Source organism: Collinsella aerofaciens, assembly GCF_001404695.1.
In the GTDB taxonomy this organism is placed as follows: Bacteria; Actinomycetota; Coriobacteriia; order Coriobacteriales; family Coriobacteriaceae; genus Collinsella; species Collinsella aerofaciens_E.
On the sequence record NZ_CZAQ01000038.1, the window covers coordinates 1 to 17,394 of the forward strand.

The window sequence follows — 17,394 nt, forward strand, 5'->3', positions numbered from 1 at the left end:
CGAGGCGGCATAGGATATCAACCGTGTTCCAGGTTCCAGGACGCCGGGCCGACTCGCTTCGGATCGGGCGCTACACCAACTTTCTCGACACTACCCTAATCCACATGCAAATCTCATTGATGACCAGACCTGGTAGTGCAAGGGGTTGAATTGTCACTCTTGGATATTTAAATGAAGGCCGCATTTAGATGGTAGCTATCGAGGAGGGACCTGCCGGCATCCGTAGCGCATTGAATGCCGTGAACATGTCGTGCATGAAGCGAGGGCTAAGCTGTGGGTGAGCTTGTCGAGCACGGTCACGTGCACCCCGGGGTAGTTCTTCACTACGTAGTGCACAAAGCTGGACCCGATGAAGCCGCAGCCACCGATGACGATGATGTTGGTGGGTTCGAAGGGCATAAAGACTGGTGTCATGCTACTTGAGAGCGAGCTCTTCAACAAGTGCGTTCACGCGACGTCTGAGCTCTGCAATCTTTACCGTGTTGGAGAACTCTCGATAAAGAAGCAGCGCAATTGCATAGAGGAATACGAAGTTCGACGGGCTTTCGAAGCCAAGGGCCCCTGCGAGCCAGAAGGCAATCTGGGGAACGGCTGCAAACACGACAAAGCTCAAAGCAAAGAACAACCAGAACACGGAGTCGAGAACCTGTATCTGAGCCTTACGGAGCTTCTTCACTATCACGAACAAGATGGCAAATGCACCCAGAATGAGTACGACCCTTAAAACGCTAGACATATAATCACCTGAACCACTGAACGAAAAGAATGGAGATGCAAGCTCGCGCCATGTAAGCAATCGACTTGGAGATATTAAGATAGCTCTCCCCCGCCTGGCGTTCACGCATCTCAACTTGAACCTCGCTCACCTTCGCCCCCTTTTTTATAAGAAGCGAAATGCTCTCGGGCTCAGGGTTAAGCGAGTCGTCCTGCGCGAAGCGCTTAATCATTTCCTTGCTAAACATTCTCATTCCCGAGGTAGGGTCAGCTACGCGCTTTCCCGTAGTCAGCTTGATCATGACTGTAATAAGGCGTGAGCCAATCATTCGAGCGGAGATTTCCTTTTTCACGTGGAGGAAGCGTGAGCCAATTACGATATCAGCGTTTTCATTAATAGCGGTCTCGAGCATTTCATCGATATACTCAGGCATATGCTGACCGTCCGCATCAAACTGAAGGGCATAATCGTAGCCGTTGCGGAGCGCGTACTTCATGCCCGTCTGAAATCCAACGGTGAGGCCAGAATTGACTGGCAGTGTTACGTAGTTGTACCCACGATCGCGACAAATCCGCTCAGTTAAATCCTTGGAGCCGTCGTTTACTACGAGATAGTCAACACTTGGAGCGACACCTACCAGCTCGTCAACCGTGGCCTCGAGCGATTCTTCCTCATTATACGCTGGAATAATAACCAGCAATCGATGATGCTTATCCATACATCCACCTTACCTTTTATCTTCCGAAACGTAATCCAGGCATCACATACTATTTCCAGTAGCCTTTTAGCTGAATAACTAACACGGTTGCCATGAAGCCTATTCCACAAAGAGCAGAAATGAGACAGACATATGTAACACCATCCATCGAATACAGAGCAATTAAAGGTAAGGCGCAGAGAGAGGAAATTAGAGCAGCAACATTCCCAACAAAGGCACCCCGGAAGTTTCTGATAGCCATTAGCAAATCGTTTACAAACCACATATACCCCGTAAGCATCGCAAGCGCCACAAGCGGAGGAAGTAGATATGAAAAGCCAGACATCTTTTTCCCATACACAAGAACAAGAACCGGCTCACCTAAAACCATTACTCCAATAGCGCACACCAGCCCCAGAACAACGATCCCGACCGTCGCCTTTGTCAAAAGCGCATTGAAGCCTTTCCTGTCCCTAGCAGCAAAACTCTCCGAAAAATAGCCTAGAAGAGGATTGTAGATATAGGAGGCGCCCGTCTGAATAAGCGCAACAGGAGCAGCTGCGGCAGCATAAATGCCAAGAGCAGCCTCCCCTTGAACACCAACAAGGTATTGCCTTGGAATCGAAGATGCTGACGCCGCGGCAATGGACGCAAGAACGATGGGGAGACATCTCAAGGCCAGTCGAAGGCACTTTTTGAACGAGATGCTTGGGGCCAATGGGCCGAATTGAAGGGTCCTTGGCAAATCGTAGACAGCACCAACGAGGATCACGACAACGGTCATTGCAACTATCGCCGCCTCGAGCGATTCGCATAAGCCAAACACTACGGTAAAGGCAACAAGAGATAGAATCCCCTGAAAAGACAGAGACTTACCGATGTAATCCATTCGATGATGGCGCTGATCGCACGCGTGAAAGACGTCTACAACCAAGGAAATAGACTTGTAGACGGCATAGAGCAGAATAGCTGCAATCGCTCCCGATTCGCATGTAAACAGCGAATAGCCGGTGCACAGAGCGAGCGCGACTCCGCAAGTGAAAAACCGAAACGCCAGGTATTCACCCGTGGTATTCTCATTCTCAACATCTGAGACCTGGTACGTATACATGCGATACTGAGCGATAGGGGCAAAGATGTTGTAGATGGACATTGCCAAAGAGAAAACGCCGGATGCCTCGTAACCTGAACCAAGGCGAACGATCAGAATCGTAATCAGCCATTGGCAAGCAAGGTTAACGATGGAACCGAACGAGTTCCACAGCATATTCTCTTTAAGAGAGAGCTGCTTAACCTCACTCATCTACCGAACCAATGCTTCCCCGAGACTTTGCAGCCCCTTCTCCAGAACATCAGCAATTCGCTCACTCGCATGACCGTCACCATACGGGTTGCTGGCATGAGCCATGCGGGAATATGCTTCTTCATTCTCTAAGAGGTCGCAACATGTTGAGAAAATAGCATCTTCACTTGTGCCAACAAGCTTAAGCGTGCCCGCCGCAACGCCCTCAGGGCGCTCGGTCGTATCACGCATCACCAAAACCGGCTTACCCAAGCCCGGGGCCTCTTCCTGAATGCCGCCTGAATCGGTAAGAATCAAGTAGGAGCGGGCCATGAAATTATGAAAATCAACCACGTCTAGAGGATCAATTAGATGAATGCGGTCGCAGCCGTCCAACTCTTCATGAGCCGCCTTGCGAACGACAGGATTCAAATGTACAGGATAAACAGCGCGCACGTCATCATGCTTTTCAACAATTCTGCGAATAGCCCTGAACATGTGGTGCATGGGCTCGCCAAGATTCTCTCGACGATGAGCCGTAATCAAGATCAGGCGCCTATCTCCAACCCAATCAAGCTCGGGATGCGAATAATGATCGCGCACCGTCGTACGAAGCGCGTCAATGCCAGTATTTCCCGTCACGAAAATTCGACTGGAATCCCGATGCTCAGAAAGCAGGTTGTTGCGAGCTGCTTCAGTTGGAGCAAAGTGCCAAGCGGCAAGTATGCCGGTTGCCTGCCTATTAAATTCCTCGGGATACGGTGAGTGGATGTTGTATGTACGCAGACCCGCCTCGACATGGCCCACGGGAATGCCCTTGTAGAAGCATGCAAGTGCGGCGGCAAAGGACGTCGTCGTATCACCGTGAACAAGAACAACGTCGGGCTTGAGCTGATCCAGCACGCCGTCCAAGCCATTAAGAACAGCCGTGGTAACATCGAACAAAGTCTGTCTTTGTTTCATGACGTGCAAATCAAAATCGGGCACAACCCCAAACTCCTCAAGGACCACGTCGAGCATCTGGCGATGCTGGCCGGTAACGCAAACCTTCGCGTTAAGGCCAGATCGGTTCTTCAGCTCCTTTACGAGAGGACACATCTTGATTGCTTCGGGCCTTGTTCCAAATACCAACAGGACCGTCTTCTTCGACAAAGAGCTCATGCTGCACTCCATACTTCACTCAAGCCTATTTGCACAAACCAAACATTTTCAATAACGAACGGTACATAAATCCACAAAACGGAATGGCTTTTGCCCTTATTCCGACTGTGCTATGCATCAACTCTGAAACGTACAGGCGATATCCCTTCCAGTTCGTAATGAGCAGCCGATCAGTATTCTTCGTGTAGCCATCGGCAAGGTATTCGCACACGTAGAGAGGAAAGGCGTACCCACGAATTAGATATCCATCGTTGCTGAATCTATTAAAGACAACTGCTTCAGGAACAAACCGCTCATCTTCAAAAACCGGGAATCGGTACTTCCTCAACCGCTCCGTCACAAAGGCCTCGGCAAGGTCACCCGTAATCCCCTTCGATCGGCGATCAATTGACGAATAATCGATGTACGAACCCACATTGTCTTGCAGAATTCCTCCCGTAAGCTTGTTGCCCGGAAAAATACGAACTCCCGACAAGGCAATCAGGCGCTCGTTAGACATAACGGTTTCACAGTTCTCCCCAATACGCTCCAAGGCATCATCGGTTAGATAATCGTCGCTGTCTACCGGGAAAAACAAGGCTCCCTTCGCCTCATCAAGACCCTTATTCCATGCAACGTGCTTTCCGCTATTGACCTGGAAAAAATAGCGGATAGGAAATTTCACCTGACAATCTTGCTGCATCGCCCCGACGAGCTTTCGCGTATCATCCGTGCTTCCATCATCAACAATTATCCATTCGAAATCTCGAAAAGATTGTCTTTTCAGACTTTCGAATAGCTTGGGAAGGATATATGCGCGATTATAAGTCGGGGTAAAAACCGTTATAAGCATAGACGACCCGCTCACTTTAGCAACTGGACCCAACGCTTCCCAAATCCCTGGCAAACGGGATGAGGGAATTTGCAAAAGAAACCTTTTGCACCAGGCGATCACATGAATCCCTGTCGCATACCGCATTGTCCATTTTCAAAACGAGATCATCCACATCCCCGTTATACAGAAGTCCAACACCATGTCTATCAATCTCTTCGGCAATGTCGTAAACGTAAGGAGTAGTGATTACCGGCCTGTGCGCCGCGACGTATTCCAAGAACTTGTTAGGGTAAGCAAAGTGGTTCGTTGGAACGTCCTCTCTCAACATCACGAAGAAGTCCGCAGCACAGAACACGCTAGGGAGGTCAGATGGCTTGAAGCTATCGAATTCAACGTCGTCACAATCACCGATTGCGGCGCGTGCAGAAGTAACGTCACCAGACAAAACAAGTAGCTTTGCCCCACGCCTCTTCAGTATTTCGCGATACAACTCTGCAGTTTGCGGAAGGCATTGCCACGACGAAGCTCCGCCTGAGTAAACGAGCAGCCACTCGTCATCTTCTACGCCGTACTTCCTCCTATAATCCTCTCGATACTTAAGCTCCTCCGCACGACCAAAGCTTGGCTTCGCCCCCGTCGCACACGGAACAATGTAGAACTGACCCTCTTTGCAGCCGCACTCTCGACAAAGGAAACTGCGATACGCTCGAGAAACACAAAAGATACGGTCGAACTTACGCAAATATTTGCGCTGCTCGTATCTCTCAACAAAAGCGGCGGCACGGTGGAATGAGCCAAGGAAGAGGGGCTCGTCGCGTGCAAGAAGGGAGCCGTCGCCGTAATAACCATGAACATCAGCACATACAAAAGCTCCCGACGCCTCGGCGGCGCGCTTCATCCGGTCGACATAACGAAACAGCCCCACGCCAGAAAGGATGATCGCCTTGTAGGAGCCACTCAAAACCTTTTTTTCCGCAGTGGTAATTAGCTCTTCATATCCCGACAGCAGCTGCATGGGATTCATAAAATCCCGCCGAACATAAACGCCGGGTCCAAAAGCTTCACCACCCTCAGAAACACCCAAGCGAACATTGCAAAGAGCCGCAACATCAGACTCAATGCCCCACCCATTCTTTAGAGCATCTGCTCTATTTTTAATCAGGCTAAACTCGCCGCCCGAGGTGGCAACATTCCTTGAGGTCACAATAAGAATATCGTGCATCACTATACCTTCTCATTCTCCTACTTCTGAAGAAAACAATATCCGAACGAGGAAACAAAACCGCGGCAAACCCCAGTCAACGGAAAAGCAACACCAACGTAATTGCTACGCACCAAGAAGTTCAACGAGCCTCTCTGCAGTATTGCCCCACGTACAATACTCTCGAACTCTACTCTGGACCAGCCGTCCCTTTCGCCGCGTCTCCGCTTTCGATGCGCACGCCACTCGTATTGCTTCGGCAATTTGGTCGGGAGCACAGCCATCCAACAAAAAACCGCAATCTTCCTCACCAAATACTTCGTCAACTCCGCCCACCAAGGGAATGATTGCCGGGGTGCCGCACGCCGAAGACTCGAGAAGGGTCGTACAAAAACCCTCTGATCTCGTAGGAAGACACAGCACGTCTGCGGCCTGAAGCAAGGACGACACATCCGCCGGACGCAAAGGACCAACATAGGAGACATTCTCAGGAGTAGAATCCATCAACTCACGCAGGGGACCATCACCCGCAACCACCAACTTTACGGGCGTTTCATTCAGTTGCTTCATAGCCGCAAGAAGGGAGTCGATACCCTTCTCGGGAATCAACCTTCCAACAAAACAGGCAAGAACAGAATCCGTCCCGACGCCCAATTCGGCACGAAAATCTCGATTTGAGGCATTGGAGCAATAAGCATCAACGTCAATCGCGTTAGGCAGGATATCAATGCCAGAAATACCAAATTGTCGAAGCCAATCCAGGCTTTTCTTAGAAACACCGCAAAACACTGGATGAAACCGCTTGGCAATCGAAGTAATTATGTGTTCATAGGCGCGAACGAACACATCCAATACTGCGTTTCCGAATGTAAGATACTGCGATCCATGGTCAAGAACGATGGGGGTAAGATGATGGCGCCTGGCGAACCGAAGCCCACAGATTGAATGGGGATAAAACCTCGTATTAACTAGGACGCCATCGAAGCACTCACCATCAAGAGCCCTCAGCATGCTCCGATAAGCTCTTCCAAAACGCGAGACAGGGAACCTGCCACCAAGCAATGGAAAACACGGCAGTCTTACAACCTCAATACCATCGTCTGTTACCTCTCGAGACGGCAGCGAATCGCAATTACACGTGACCACGACCGGCTTATGGCCCATGCCAATGAGCGTAACTGCGAGGTTTCTGGTATAGGACTCAACACCGCCAATGTGAGGCAGATATTGAGCGGAAAAGATTGCTATTCTCAGCGCTTCAGCCATTGATTCTTTCTTACTCTCTCGTCATCTCTATCTCGCTCTAGAAAAGCCAGAACGAGCTTGAATCTTGGCATAAGAGCTCCCAATCTCTTAGCAAAAGATATAGTTTATGGTAGCAGACCGCCCTACAAACAAAAGGACGGAGCTCACGCTCCGTCCTTTTGCTACTTGACGGTCACGGGATTAGTCGTAAAACCGTTACCCAGATACTCGCTTGGTCGACGAGGGACATGGTCGGACCGGACCAGTCGACCTCCATGTTCCTGCCCGCCTTGCGGCCGACCCTGCTCACGACGTTCCTGCTGACCGTGAACTGCCTGTATCGCTTGCAGAAGCGGTCGTAGGACATCGCCGCCTCGCCCCGCGCGGCGCATCCTCGCGGTACTCGCCGTGCAGGAAACTGAGCGTGATGCCGACCTTCGACGCGTGCAGTGCAGAGGCGATCACGTTGAGCGACAGGTTCGACGACGTCAGCCTGAGCACCACCCTCGCCGGTATCCTTCTCGCCAAGATCAGTTCCTTTCTCTCGACTACCGGTATGGCGTCTCGAGCGTATAGGCGGCGAGCCGGTGGGTCGCGGGCGCGGATGTGAGCGGCACTAAAGCGCGCTACAGGTGGTACAGAGAAGGACGATTACTCATGTAGACCCATTACATGCACAAAACATCAAGGACAATTGCATTTAAGCCTTCGCCGTAACCTTTACCGGGAACGGCCCAACGTCCATTTAGGTCCGTCGTCTTGGGAGCACACCCACGGGAAACAAGATTAAAGCGTGGGTCAATACACGGATTATTCAAAGGTTCAGTTGTTGCGTACGCTTTTAAATGCTGCGCCTGAACCCTAAGCCCTTCTCTAACGGAAGAAAAAGTATATCCGGGATTTCCAGGACCGGTGGCTCCAACACCTCCAAAATTGCACTGATTTGCCTGGACCAAATTTCCGAATCTTAAATAGCCCGTCTCTTTCATGACTTGAGCATATAAAACTTCAGGACATACTCCCTCAAATGAGGCTTCTTCGTAAAGGATCTTACAAAACTCATCAATAGAGGCGCTGCCTTTGCTTTTATACACGCTTGTTGGATAAGTATGCTTCCCAACAGTCCTGCCGTAATGAACGGCAGCATCCTCGTAAGAAGTGAAAGACGAGGACATTATATAGCCCTCAAATCCAGTCATGCTCGAACCATTACGGTGCTCTTTCATCCCATATTCGAGATAGTGGAGATAATACTCTTTTAAATTACTTCCGTAAGCCTTCCTAAGATCGAGGTACCTCGTTCTATAACTATAAACGTCGAACGCCTCGGAGCCGCGGCGGCCCTCCGACATTCCGTAGTTGATGAAGTGCCGCAGGACGGCCGAGTCGTCGACCACAGTCACGCCGCCGTAGGTCGACTTGGTGAAGGCCTTCTCGACGTCGCCGTTGCGGGAGAGGTAGTACTCGGGGTCGTAGACGGGAGCGTAGTCCACGCCGCCCGCCTTGGTTGCGGCGCCCTTGAGCTTCGAGCAGCCGGTGGCGTGGCGCCCCTCCTTCTTGCCGTACATAAGGTAGTGCGAGTAGTAGCTGGCGAGGTCGGTGCCGAAGGCGGCGCGGAGATCGGGGTACTCATTGTAGTAGCTCTGCACGTCGAACGCCCCGGAGCCGCGGCGGCCCTCCGACATGCCGTAGTTGATGAAGTGCCGCAGGACGGCCGAGTCGTCGACCATAGTCACGCCGCCGTAGGTCGACTTGGTGAAGGCCTTCTCGACGTCGCCGTTGCGGGAGAGGTAGTACTCGGGGTCGTAGACGGGAGCGTAGTCCACGCCGCCCGCCTTGGTTGCGGCGCCCTTGAGCTTCGAGCAGCCGGTGGCGTGGCGCCCCTCCTTCTTGCCGTACATAAGGTAGTGCGAGTAGTAGCTGGCGAGGTCGGTGCCGAAGGCGGCGCGGAGATCGGGGTACTCATTGTAGTAGCTCTGCACGTCGAACGCCCCGGAGCCGCGGCGGCCCTCCGACATTCCGTAGTTGATGAAGTGCCGCAGGACGGCCGAGTCGTCGACCACAGTCACGCCGCCGTAGGTCGACTTGGTGAAGGCCTTCTCGACGTCGCCGTTGCGGGAGAGGTAGTACTCGGGGTCGTAGACGGGAGCGTAGTCCACGCCGCCCGCCTTGGTTGCGGCGCCCTTGAGCTTCGAGCAGCCGGTGGCGTGGCGCCCCTCCTTCTTGCCGTACATAAGGTAGTGCGAGTAGTAGCTGGCGAGGTCGGTGCCGAAGGCGGCGCGGAGATCGGGGTACTCATTGTAGTAGCTCTGCACGTCGAACGCCTCGGAGCCGCGGCGGCCCTCCGACATGCCGTAGTTGATGAAGTGATCCAGGGCCTTATCTTTGCTTCCGTTTGCCCATTCGTTAACATCTGGATACTTATTGAGATAGTAGTCGGCATCGAAAACAGACGAATAATCAAGCCAAGAGGATTTGGGGAACTGCGCGATGATGGCATCCGCATCAGCTTCTCCAAGACGTTTGCACCCGGCATCACTAAAGTACTTGTTCGCATCGCCCCAATTGGAGATAAATCCGTGTTCAATCAAAATACCGGGGATTCCAGCTTCACGAGCACAACGAATAACGGCGAATTCGTCGCCTACCTGCATCTGAAAGACACCACGGTTTGTAAGTCCGAGAGCAACAAGATTGTTCTGAACCTTCTGGGCCAGTTCGTACGAAACCTGGGTATAGTCAGCCCCGTTCACGGTAGGCGAATATACCTCGGCACCATGAGCTGCTGACGAACCCGAATTGATATGGAAACTGATATAGGCCTGAGCGCCCTGTTTGACGCAACGCTGAACGCGGTAAAGGAAGTCGTTGCTTCCGTAACTGCCCGACTGCTCACGAGCGAGAATTACCTTAAATCCGTAATTCTCAAGCTTGGTCTTACACGCGCTAACAATCTTCCAAGTTAAGTCGGCTTCGCTCTTCCCATTGCCCTGAGCGCCAGAATCGGATCCACCGTGACCGGCATCAAGTGCAATCACACGAACGTTTTTACGAGCTGAACGGGAATCGATGCTATAAGCCGCAATGCCGTCATCATCTTCAGAACCGGAAAGCGCCTCTTCAATAGAGAAAGCCTCGACAGGATTGCCGTTCTCATCGGCATAGTAGACCGACATATCATCGGAATTGTCAACGCGATCAGATGAAGAAGACGAACTGACTACGTCAAAGCTGTAATCCTCAGACGAGAGGTCCACTGAATAGACTGCTTTCGAATCCTTCACCTGATACGTAATACCGGTTAAAAAATACCGCGCTACCAACAAATCTTGTCCGAATGTAAAGCCCGCAGCATTCCCAGAGAAAGCCGAAGCTTCAACGGAGCGCTCTTCGCCAAAATTGCTGACGAATGATAGGGACGCAGAGGTCAAAACATCAGAATCAGATGCAGTTGCGAACGCCGCCTCTTGCATAGCACCCAAAGAAAGAGAGGGCTGCGCAATGTACAAGTATTGGAAAGAGGCATCGACAGAAGAGGAATCGGGAGATTGGGCCGGCTGAGCGGCCGATTCGACTTCCGAATTACAAGAGTCGGCTTCGGCGGTCTCCTCAGTATCCTCACAAGAGTCGGCTTCGGCGGTCTTCTCAGTATCCTCGGAAACGAAATCCGAAAGTGAAGAGGAGCTAGAGGTCTCGGCTTCATTATTTGAGAGCGAGGAAAACTCAAGTGCATAGGCCGACGAAACGGGAGCAAGGAAGGAAGAGGAAACCAGAACAGCGGTAACCAAATTAGCAACTGCGCAACGAACCTTTTTCATATATGCACTCCCAATAAATTACGTAAATCTAAATAGTAGACTTTAACCAAAACAAAATAGAGCTCAAGCAATTCTAACTGAATTACTTGACCTACTGTTAACCCAATTTCGCCCTTACACCATTATCGGAACCGAGCTGAGGAAGGCAGCGTAGGAGAAACGCGATTACGAATTTGTGCACAGCTTGGGACTTAGCCCAACAATGGCCTACCTTGGCAAAGAGACCCCTGCAATCTTGTCCCACAAAACATCAAACACCCTACCCGGATGCTTGAACAGCGCCCGATACAGAACCTGTCGAATCGCCTCGACGCAGGACGCGACAACATACACGCCGGTCACTACAAGCATTACGGACAGCAGCCCCCACGCTGGGTGGCAGTGGGAGAACACAAGCAAGTTCTTCCACAGCAGCTCCTGCATGTACGCGCTGTCCGTGGCAAGGTACACGCCAAACGACAACGTGGCCAAGTAATTGACAGCAGGCCAATGCGCAGGTTGAGCATTAAAGACAAACAAGCACACCGGAAGTGCGATCGCAAGCGACAAGAGGCTTCCAGGATTAGTCACCACCGATCCGTACACGCTGGAAGCGAAAGCGCTCAAAAGGAGCACGTCCTTTTGAGCCACAAAGTAGCAAACGTACACAGCAACGTACGAAAGAACGGGCAGCACCAAAACCCTCGGACCCGCCCCACCGCAATAATGCCACTTAAACCAACATGTCACGCACGCGATCACGACCGTCTGACCCGTCAGGGAGGAAACAAAGCCACCAATTGTCGAATACGGCACAACGGGCAAGACCCCATATAGCACGACCAGTAGCATACAGAGCTCGCCCAGCCGCCGGCTCGTCAACGCACGCAACCCGTCGAACAGATAGGGTGCCACAAGAATCAGCAGAATATACACCGTAGGAAACCACCACAGCGAGGCGAGCGGAGCAAAGACGGCAGCCATCAGCTCTCCAGCTTGCAGCCCATCCCCCGCATTAAACACGCCAAAGTACAGGACGAGCGGCACACTGTAAAAGAGCATCTGCCCCAGCAGGGTCCAAGCCCTTCGCAGCTGACCCTTAAGTGTCAGTTGTGCGTCGGCCAGATACCACACCGTAATGATAAAAAACACGGCAACGGCAATACGCCCCGAAGGGTACAACACGCCGTGCAGTACCATGCGTGCAACGGTCCCGGGGAAAACGGAAATAGGCTCAGCATTATGAATCACGAAATGATGAGCCACTATGAACCACATCGAGATGATGCGCAGAAGCTCAACCTTTGAATTGCGCCCTTTTGAACGTCCCAAACTCTCCCCCATCAACCGTGCAACTTTTATGAGTCGCTAACGTATCCCGCATACCAACAATTTAGCCAATTACACCTGGAGGGCAAGTTGTGTCACGAAAAGTGGTGTAAGCCCCTCCAGGGCCGTTGTCGGCCGATATCCTACGCGACCTTACCGAGCTTGTCCATGAAGGCGGCCTTCAGCGCGGCAACGGTGGCGCCCCCGACGCGCTTGTGGCGGCACCACTCCGCGACGTTGCGCTCCAGGTGGACTGCTTCTGTCAAGGCTAAACTGAACACCGGGGACTGCAGTGGAAACCCCGGACTGTGTTCCTACGCTACAGGACCTAGGCTTCTTCGGAACTGCATCGGGCTCATATAGCCCAGGTCGCTCTTGCGGCGCTTGTCGCGGTACCAGAACAGATAGGCGTCCGGCATCTCCATGAACTCCCCCATGCCAGCATCGTCCCAGCCCCTTCCGTGGAAGGACTCCACCTTCAGCCTGCCGAAGAAGCCCTCCGCCCTTGAATTGTCGGGTGAGCACCCCTTCCTCGTCATCGAGCGCACGATGCCGTGCCCATCGCAGATGGCGATCCAACCGGGCCACCGGTAATGGCTGCCGCGGTCGGAGTGCACCCAGTGGTGCTCACCATACGCAAGCTGCGAGCAGGCCCGCAGGAGCGATGAGTTGGCAAGCACCGCGTTCGGGGGCGTGCCGATGGACCAGCCGACGGGCATTCCGTTGAAGCAATTGATCGCCGGCGAGAGGTGCACTTGCCGGCGGGGATGCGGAATTCCGTGATGCCTGTGACCCACAGCCCGTTTGGCTGGCAGCGAAGCGGTGTCTGCCCCTCTCGTCCAGGCAGGTGTTCCCAGGCGCCACGTAGACCTCGCCCACGTACGGGCTGTACCTGCGCCTCCTCCGCGGCGCGCAGGCGACCAGCCCCTTTGAATTGTCCATGGAAGGAGAAGACCTATGGGCATCAACTGGAGGGTCCGCACGAAGCCGCTGGCGTTCTGGCTGGGCATCGCGGGCGCGGCGGCGACACCGGTGCTCGCGTACCTGGGACTCGGCTACGAGGCCATTCCACGCGCATGGGCGGCCCGCGGCGCGACCGACCCAGCTCGGCACCCGGAGCGAACGCAAGTTCGGCGCGGGCGGCCCCCGACGGGCGAGCACGTGGCAGTGGTTGCTCCGCTGGGGGCATAATAATGAACGGTTGGCCTGCGTCCCGTGGCGGTTGCTGCAAAGGCTCCGCTTGGGAACAGATGCAATATTGCGTCCGCACCTTCTGTTAGAATTGTTCACTAGTGTTTTATGCTGCGGTTTTCTGATCCGCCGGCATGGGCTAAGGGGTGTTTTTTGGCTGTACAGGGTAAATCAAAGGAGCGCGTTCAGGACGTTGGCGAGGTCTTCACCAACGAGTGCGAGGTGAACGCCATGCTTGACATGGTGAAATCCGAGACGGAGCGCATCGACTCCCGGTTCCTGGAGCCGCCGTACGACAACGGCAACTTCCTCGCTGAGGTGCTGCGACGCAAGCTTTCCGTGGTGGCCTCGCGCTACCGCAAGAGCGCGACCGACTGCATACACGGTGCCGTCGCGGCGAGAAAGGCTGGCGCAGAGAAGCCGAAAACCGCGGCCGACAGCGGCGCGGCCGGCGTCGAACAAGGCCCAGTTGAACGCACTGGGAGCCGGGTGCAAGGTGCGCCACAAGGCATGGGGCGCCGGCACCGTGACGAGGATAGACGGCGGCTCGATCTACGTGAGCATCGGGGGCAAGGAGCGGATGTTTCAGTTCCCGGGCGCGTTCGAGCAGGAGTTCTTGAGTTTATTGGGAGCATGCATGTCTGACAACGCAATAAACATACCGGGCAACGTGTCCTCCGATATGCAGAAAGAATCCTCCAAACCCCTTTTTACCTTGCAGAGGGGTGCAACAAGGCGTGAGGTAAACGCGGTAGAAGCCAGACATTTTGTTCAAGGCATTCTTTCCAGGTCGATTAACCTAGCCACGCTTATCGGCTCTGGCGCATCTACTCCGGCCATTCCCCTGATGGGTGAAACCTTCAGGAACTTGCGAGCGGACCTCAAGCTCAACGATCCCGATCTATCTATCCTTCTGGAAAGTCGGATAACTAAAATTGCCTGTCGAGATAACGAAGACCCTGCGAAGTACTCGAACATAGAGAACCTCCTCTCGTGGCTGAGTCAGCGCATCGAGGGCTCTCTAGATAGCGCCGATGACGACAAGAGGGTTTCCGATGCAGTTCGCAAGGCCTTTCTCGAGTCCGTCGACATCAAATACAGCGCGGAGCACTCCGACGTCCTTGATAGCTATCGTAAGTTTGTTCAGGGACTTGGCGTATCGCGACAGATCCTTGCGCGCGGTGGTCAAGCTGCCTTCGACGTCGTTAATCTCTTCACAACAAACTACGACCTATTTCATGAGATGGCCCTTGAATCGAGCGGCTACGCCTATGTGGACGGGTTCTCGAACGGGCTGATACCCACATTCAACCCGCGGGAATACCATCGCAGGCCGATTGACCTCGACGAGAGATTCAGGGATCACTACGAACCGGTGAACCCCTTCTTTCGCCTTTACAAGATGCACGGGTCCATCAACTGGAGGATTTATGACGGAAACGTCGTAAGGGTCCCCAGGTTTCCCGACATCACCGACGAGTACCAAGGCGACAGACAACTTATCGCCCCGATGACTTCCAAATACGCCTTGACCCAGGGCTCCCCCTATAGCGATATGTTCCGCGAGTTCGTAAATGCCCTCGCCGTCCCCAACACAGTCCTTCTGACTTGTGGATTCAGCTTCGCGGACTCTCACATATCAAACCTTATCAGCCAGGCTCTTGCGAGGCCCGATTTCACGCTCCTCGCCTTTATCGGCAACCCGGCAGAAGCAGATGTCGGTTCCCCTACACGTGTGTTCTACGATAAGGCAGGTGGCGCGAACACCTATTTCGTATATCCAAGTGAAAGGGAACTGGACCGCAAGCGCCCGCTATACTTCTCGGAATTTGCTGTCTTTATCGGGCCCGAGATCACCTTCGGAGACGATGTGGCATCTGGATCTTTGGGGCTTGGTGACAAGAATGACTAATGAGGTTCCCAATCCGGGTTGGCTCATCGGCACCATCTGCTATATGGATCAGGAGAAGATAAGACTACGCGCATCACGTTCCGACTTTTCAGACCGGATGCTCGATGGCGAGCCAAGGCATCTAAACGGGCTCAATCAATATCTCTTTTCCTATCTCTCTATCTCGACAAAGATCATTTTTCGCGTGACTTCCGTAGAAGAGGCCGAGAGGCCGTATTCCGACCAGCCTTCGTCGAGGTTTAGCACGAGCTATATCTTCACCGCCGTCCCCATTGGAGAGATTGAAGGATCTTCCTACGTGCCCGGCGTAGTTGACCTCCCCATGGTCGGCTCCAATGTCTATGCCTGCGATGAATCAATCCTCAAGAGGGTCTTTTGCGTGCGGGAAGGAGTCGAGATTGGGTCCCTCGCTGGGTACGATTCAGTAAGACCCACTTTTGATATCGATTCCCTGTTCTCTGGTCATCTCGCTATTCTCGGTAATACCGGCTCGGGAAAGTCCTCAACCGCGCGGCTCCTGCTTGATAGGGCGGCATCGCTCTTAGATGCCGAGGACGCGCTCGATGCAGAGCCCCGATTCTTCGTCTTCGATCTGCACGGCGATTATGACTTTCTCACGCGCGGCGGTTACGGCTGCACGAGACGAATCGGCGCTGATGAGTACCACCTCGCGCCCGGAGAGTTGTCGATGGATGACTGGTCAGCTATTCTCGACCCCTCGCGACGCATCCAGAAACCTCTGCTTGAGAGGGCCGTGAGATACTCCCACCTCAACGAGGAGGGCAAGAAGAAGCTATTTGCTGCCTTTGCATATACCGCAATTCGGGACACGAGCATCGATAGCCACGCAGCGAGGAAGTTTCAGGTCTCAAAGTATTACCAGCCGATTGAGGGAGAACTTAACAAGATTCTCGAACGCGAGTCCGGACCTTTCTCTCGCCCTCAGACCGCTCATAACCTGTTAGTGTCTTTCAACCTGGAATACGGAAACATATCGAAAGATGTCGTCGAAGGGCTTGAGTCCCTTTTGAAGGAGTTCATCGAGGACGAATACATGTCCGATGGACTTCCCAATATCGAACGCATCTTATGTGAGTACGAAAAACCTAAAAGCGAGGTCTCAATCTCTGACGTCGTTGATGCGCTTGACTTCGTGTTCGACGAAGAAGAAGTGCGGGGCAACCGTCAGATAAGGTCGTATTCAGAGGGGCTGGTTACTCAGCTTAGAAACCTTAGGGAAAGGTATTCGCAAGACCTCTTCTCACTTGAGCGGGGCGAGTCAATTGCTGCCCTCTTAAACAAGGGGCATGGCATTCTTGTGCTAGACGTATCTCAGATAATCGACGAGTCAGGATTGAAGTTGTTTTCCCACTACGTTGCGCGCACCCTCTTTCAGGCTAGCCTAGATGCAGGAAGAGGCTCCTCGACACCCATCTATCTCATTTTTGACGAGGCGCATCGCTATATCAGGGATGCAGACCTGACAGACGACTCAGTGTTCAATCGAATTGCACGGGAGGGCCGTAAGTTTGGCATTTACCTTACCGCCATCAGCCAAATCCCCAGTGAGCTTTCCCGCGTCGTGCTCTCTCAGACGGGAACCTTCATAATCCACCGCATTCAGAACTCTTACGACCTCGATTACGTTCGCCGCAATATCCCTTCCATATCAAATGGCCAGGTCATGCGCCTTCCCGCATTCGCCCCGGGAACCGCGACCGCGCTGGGAAGCTCCATTACGGTGCCCCTTGAACTACAGATAGACGATGACTTTGCCGACGAGACGCCAACGATCCGGATGATGAAGAGCAATCGGATTCGATAAAGCTATTTGTGGCCGGCCCGGAGAATGCCCGCAACGGAGACGTTGTGGGCATTTCCTTTGGCTCTGTTAGACCGGAATTGACACGACCGGCCGCTCCCTTGCCCTCAAGTTGATCTATCGCGGCCGTTGGGGGATCGCGTCGAAAATGTTGGTGTAAGGGTGACGCCCTAGCGTCCATTTAACGAAGAACGGCCTTCGTCCTAGAATCTGAAATCACCACAACAA

General features: G+C 53.2%; 15 protein-coding genes. 4 read left to right on the forward strand and 11 right to left on the reverse strand.

The window, feature by feature from the left end:
- Positions 1-415 precede the first annotated feature (415 nt).
- The 11 genes from AQ996_RS08485 to AQ996_RS10215 all read right to left on the reverse strand — a co-directional run bounded on the left by AQ996_RS08485 (position 416) and on the right by AQ996_RS10215 (position 13,251).
- The gene (locus AQ996_RS08485; RefSeq protein WP_055252467.1) at positions 416-736 is read right to left on the reverse strand and encodes a DUF2304 domain-containing protein; all 321 of its coding nucleotides are present in this window, start codon (positions 734-736) and stop codon (positions 416-418) included.
- Between the two features lie 4 nt (positions 737-740).
- A complete protein-coding gene (locus AQ996_RS08490; RefSeq protein WP_055252468.1) occupies positions 741-1,433 on the reverse strand; it encodes a glycosyltransferase family 2 protein in 693 nt (230 codons plus the stop codon).
- A gap of 49 nt (positions 1,434-1,482) precedes the next feature.
- The gene (locus tag AQ996_RS08495) at positions 1,483-2,715 is read right to left on the reverse strand and encodes a lipopolysaccharide biosynthesis protein (protein WP_055252469.1); all 1,233 of its coding nucleotides are present in this window, start codon (positions 2,713-2,715) and stop codon (positions 1,483-1,485) included.
- Entirely contained in the window at positions 2,716-3,855 is a 1,140-nt protein-coding gene (gene wecB, locus AQ996_RS08500; RefSeq protein WP_055252470.1) for a non-hydrolyzing UDP-N-acetylglucosamine 2-epimerase, read from the reverse strand.
- 25 nt (positions 3,856-3,880) lie between these two features.
- Complete coding sequence (locus tag AQ996_RS08505) at positions 3,881-4,687, reverse strand: glycosyltransferase family 2 protein (protein ID WP_055252471.1); 807 nt, start codon at positions 4,685-4,687, stop codon at positions 3,881-3,883.
- Between the two features lie 16 nt (positions 4,688-4,703).
- Complete coding sequence (locus AQ996_RS08510; RefSeq protein ID WP_055252472.1) at positions 4,704-5,891, reverse strand: glycosyltransferase; 1,188 nt, start codon at positions 5,889-5,891, stop codon at positions 4,704-4,706.
- 105 nt (positions 5,892-5,996) lie between these two features.
- On the reverse strand, positions 5,997-7,136 hold the full coding sequence (locus AQ996_RS08515) for a glycosyltransferase family 4 protein (RefSeq protein WP_070097158.1): 1,140 nt from the start codon (positions 7,134-7,136) through the stop codon (positions 5,997-5,999).
- 647 nt (positions 7,137-7,783) lie between these two features.
- Positions 7,784-10,933, reverse strand: coding sequence for an N-acetylmuramoyl-L-alanine amidase (locus AQ996_RS08525; RefSeq protein ID WP_055252475.1), 3,150 nt, complete (start codon positions 10,931-10,933; stop codon positions 7,784-7,786).
- Between the two features lie 207 nt (positions 10,934-11,140).
- A complete protein-coding gene (locus AQ996_RS08530; protein ID WP_055252476.1) occupies positions 11,141-12,244 on the reverse strand; it encodes an acyltransferase family protein in 1,104 nt (367 codons plus the stop codon).
- Positions 12,245-12,384: 140 nt separating this feature from the next.
- The gene (locus AQ996_RS10205) at positions 12,385-12,507 is read right to left on the reverse strand and encodes a hypothetical protein (protein ID WP_255413388.1); all 123 of its coding nucleotides are present in this window, start codon (positions 12,505-12,507) and stop codon (positions 12,385-12,387) included.
- Between the two features lie 48 nt (positions 12,508-12,555).
- A complete protein-coding gene (locus AQ996_RS10215) occupies positions 12,556-13,251 on the reverse strand; it encodes a DDE-type integrase/transposase/recombinase (RefSeq protein WP_082435600.1) in 696 nt (231 codons plus the stop codon).
- Here AQ996_RS10215 and AQ996_RS08540 point away from each other — a divergent pair.
- The 4 genes from AQ996_RS08540 to AQ996_RS08555 all read left to right on the forward strand — a co-directional run bounded on the left by AQ996_RS08540 (position 13,199) and on the right by AQ996_RS08555 (position 17,169).
- Complete coding sequence (locus AQ996_RS08540; RefSeq protein ID WP_055252477.1) at positions 13,199-13,432, forward strand: phage holin; 234 nt, start codon at positions 13,199-13,201, stop codon at positions 13,430-13,432. The two genes, AQ996_RS10215 and AQ996_RS08540, sit on opposite strands and share 53 nt — an antisense overlap.
- A 153-nt stretch (positions 13,433-13,585) precedes the next feature.
- Positions 13,586-14,077 carry a hypothetical protein gene (locus tag AQ996_RS10150; RefSeq protein ID WP_226790515.1) on the forward strand — a complete coding sequence of 164 codons (492 nt, stop codon included), beginning with the start codon at positions 13,586-13,588 and terminating at the stop codon, positions 14,075-14,077.
- Entirely contained in the window at positions 14,070-15,344 is a 1,275-nt protein-coding gene (locus tag AQ996_RS08550; RefSeq protein WP_055252478.1) for an SIR2 family protein, read from the forward strand. Before AQ996_RS10150 ends, AQ996_RS08550 begins: the two co-directional genes overlap by 8 nt.
- Positions 15,337-17,169 (forward strand): ATP-binding protein, encoded by a 1,833-nt coding sequence (locus AQ996_RS08555; RefSeq protein WP_055252479.1) that lies wholly within the window; start codon positions 15,337-15,339, stop codon positions 17,167-17,169. Before AQ996_RS08550 ends, AQ996_RS08555 begins: the two co-directional genes overlap by 8 nt.
- Positions 17,170-17,394 lie beyond the last annotated feature (225 nt).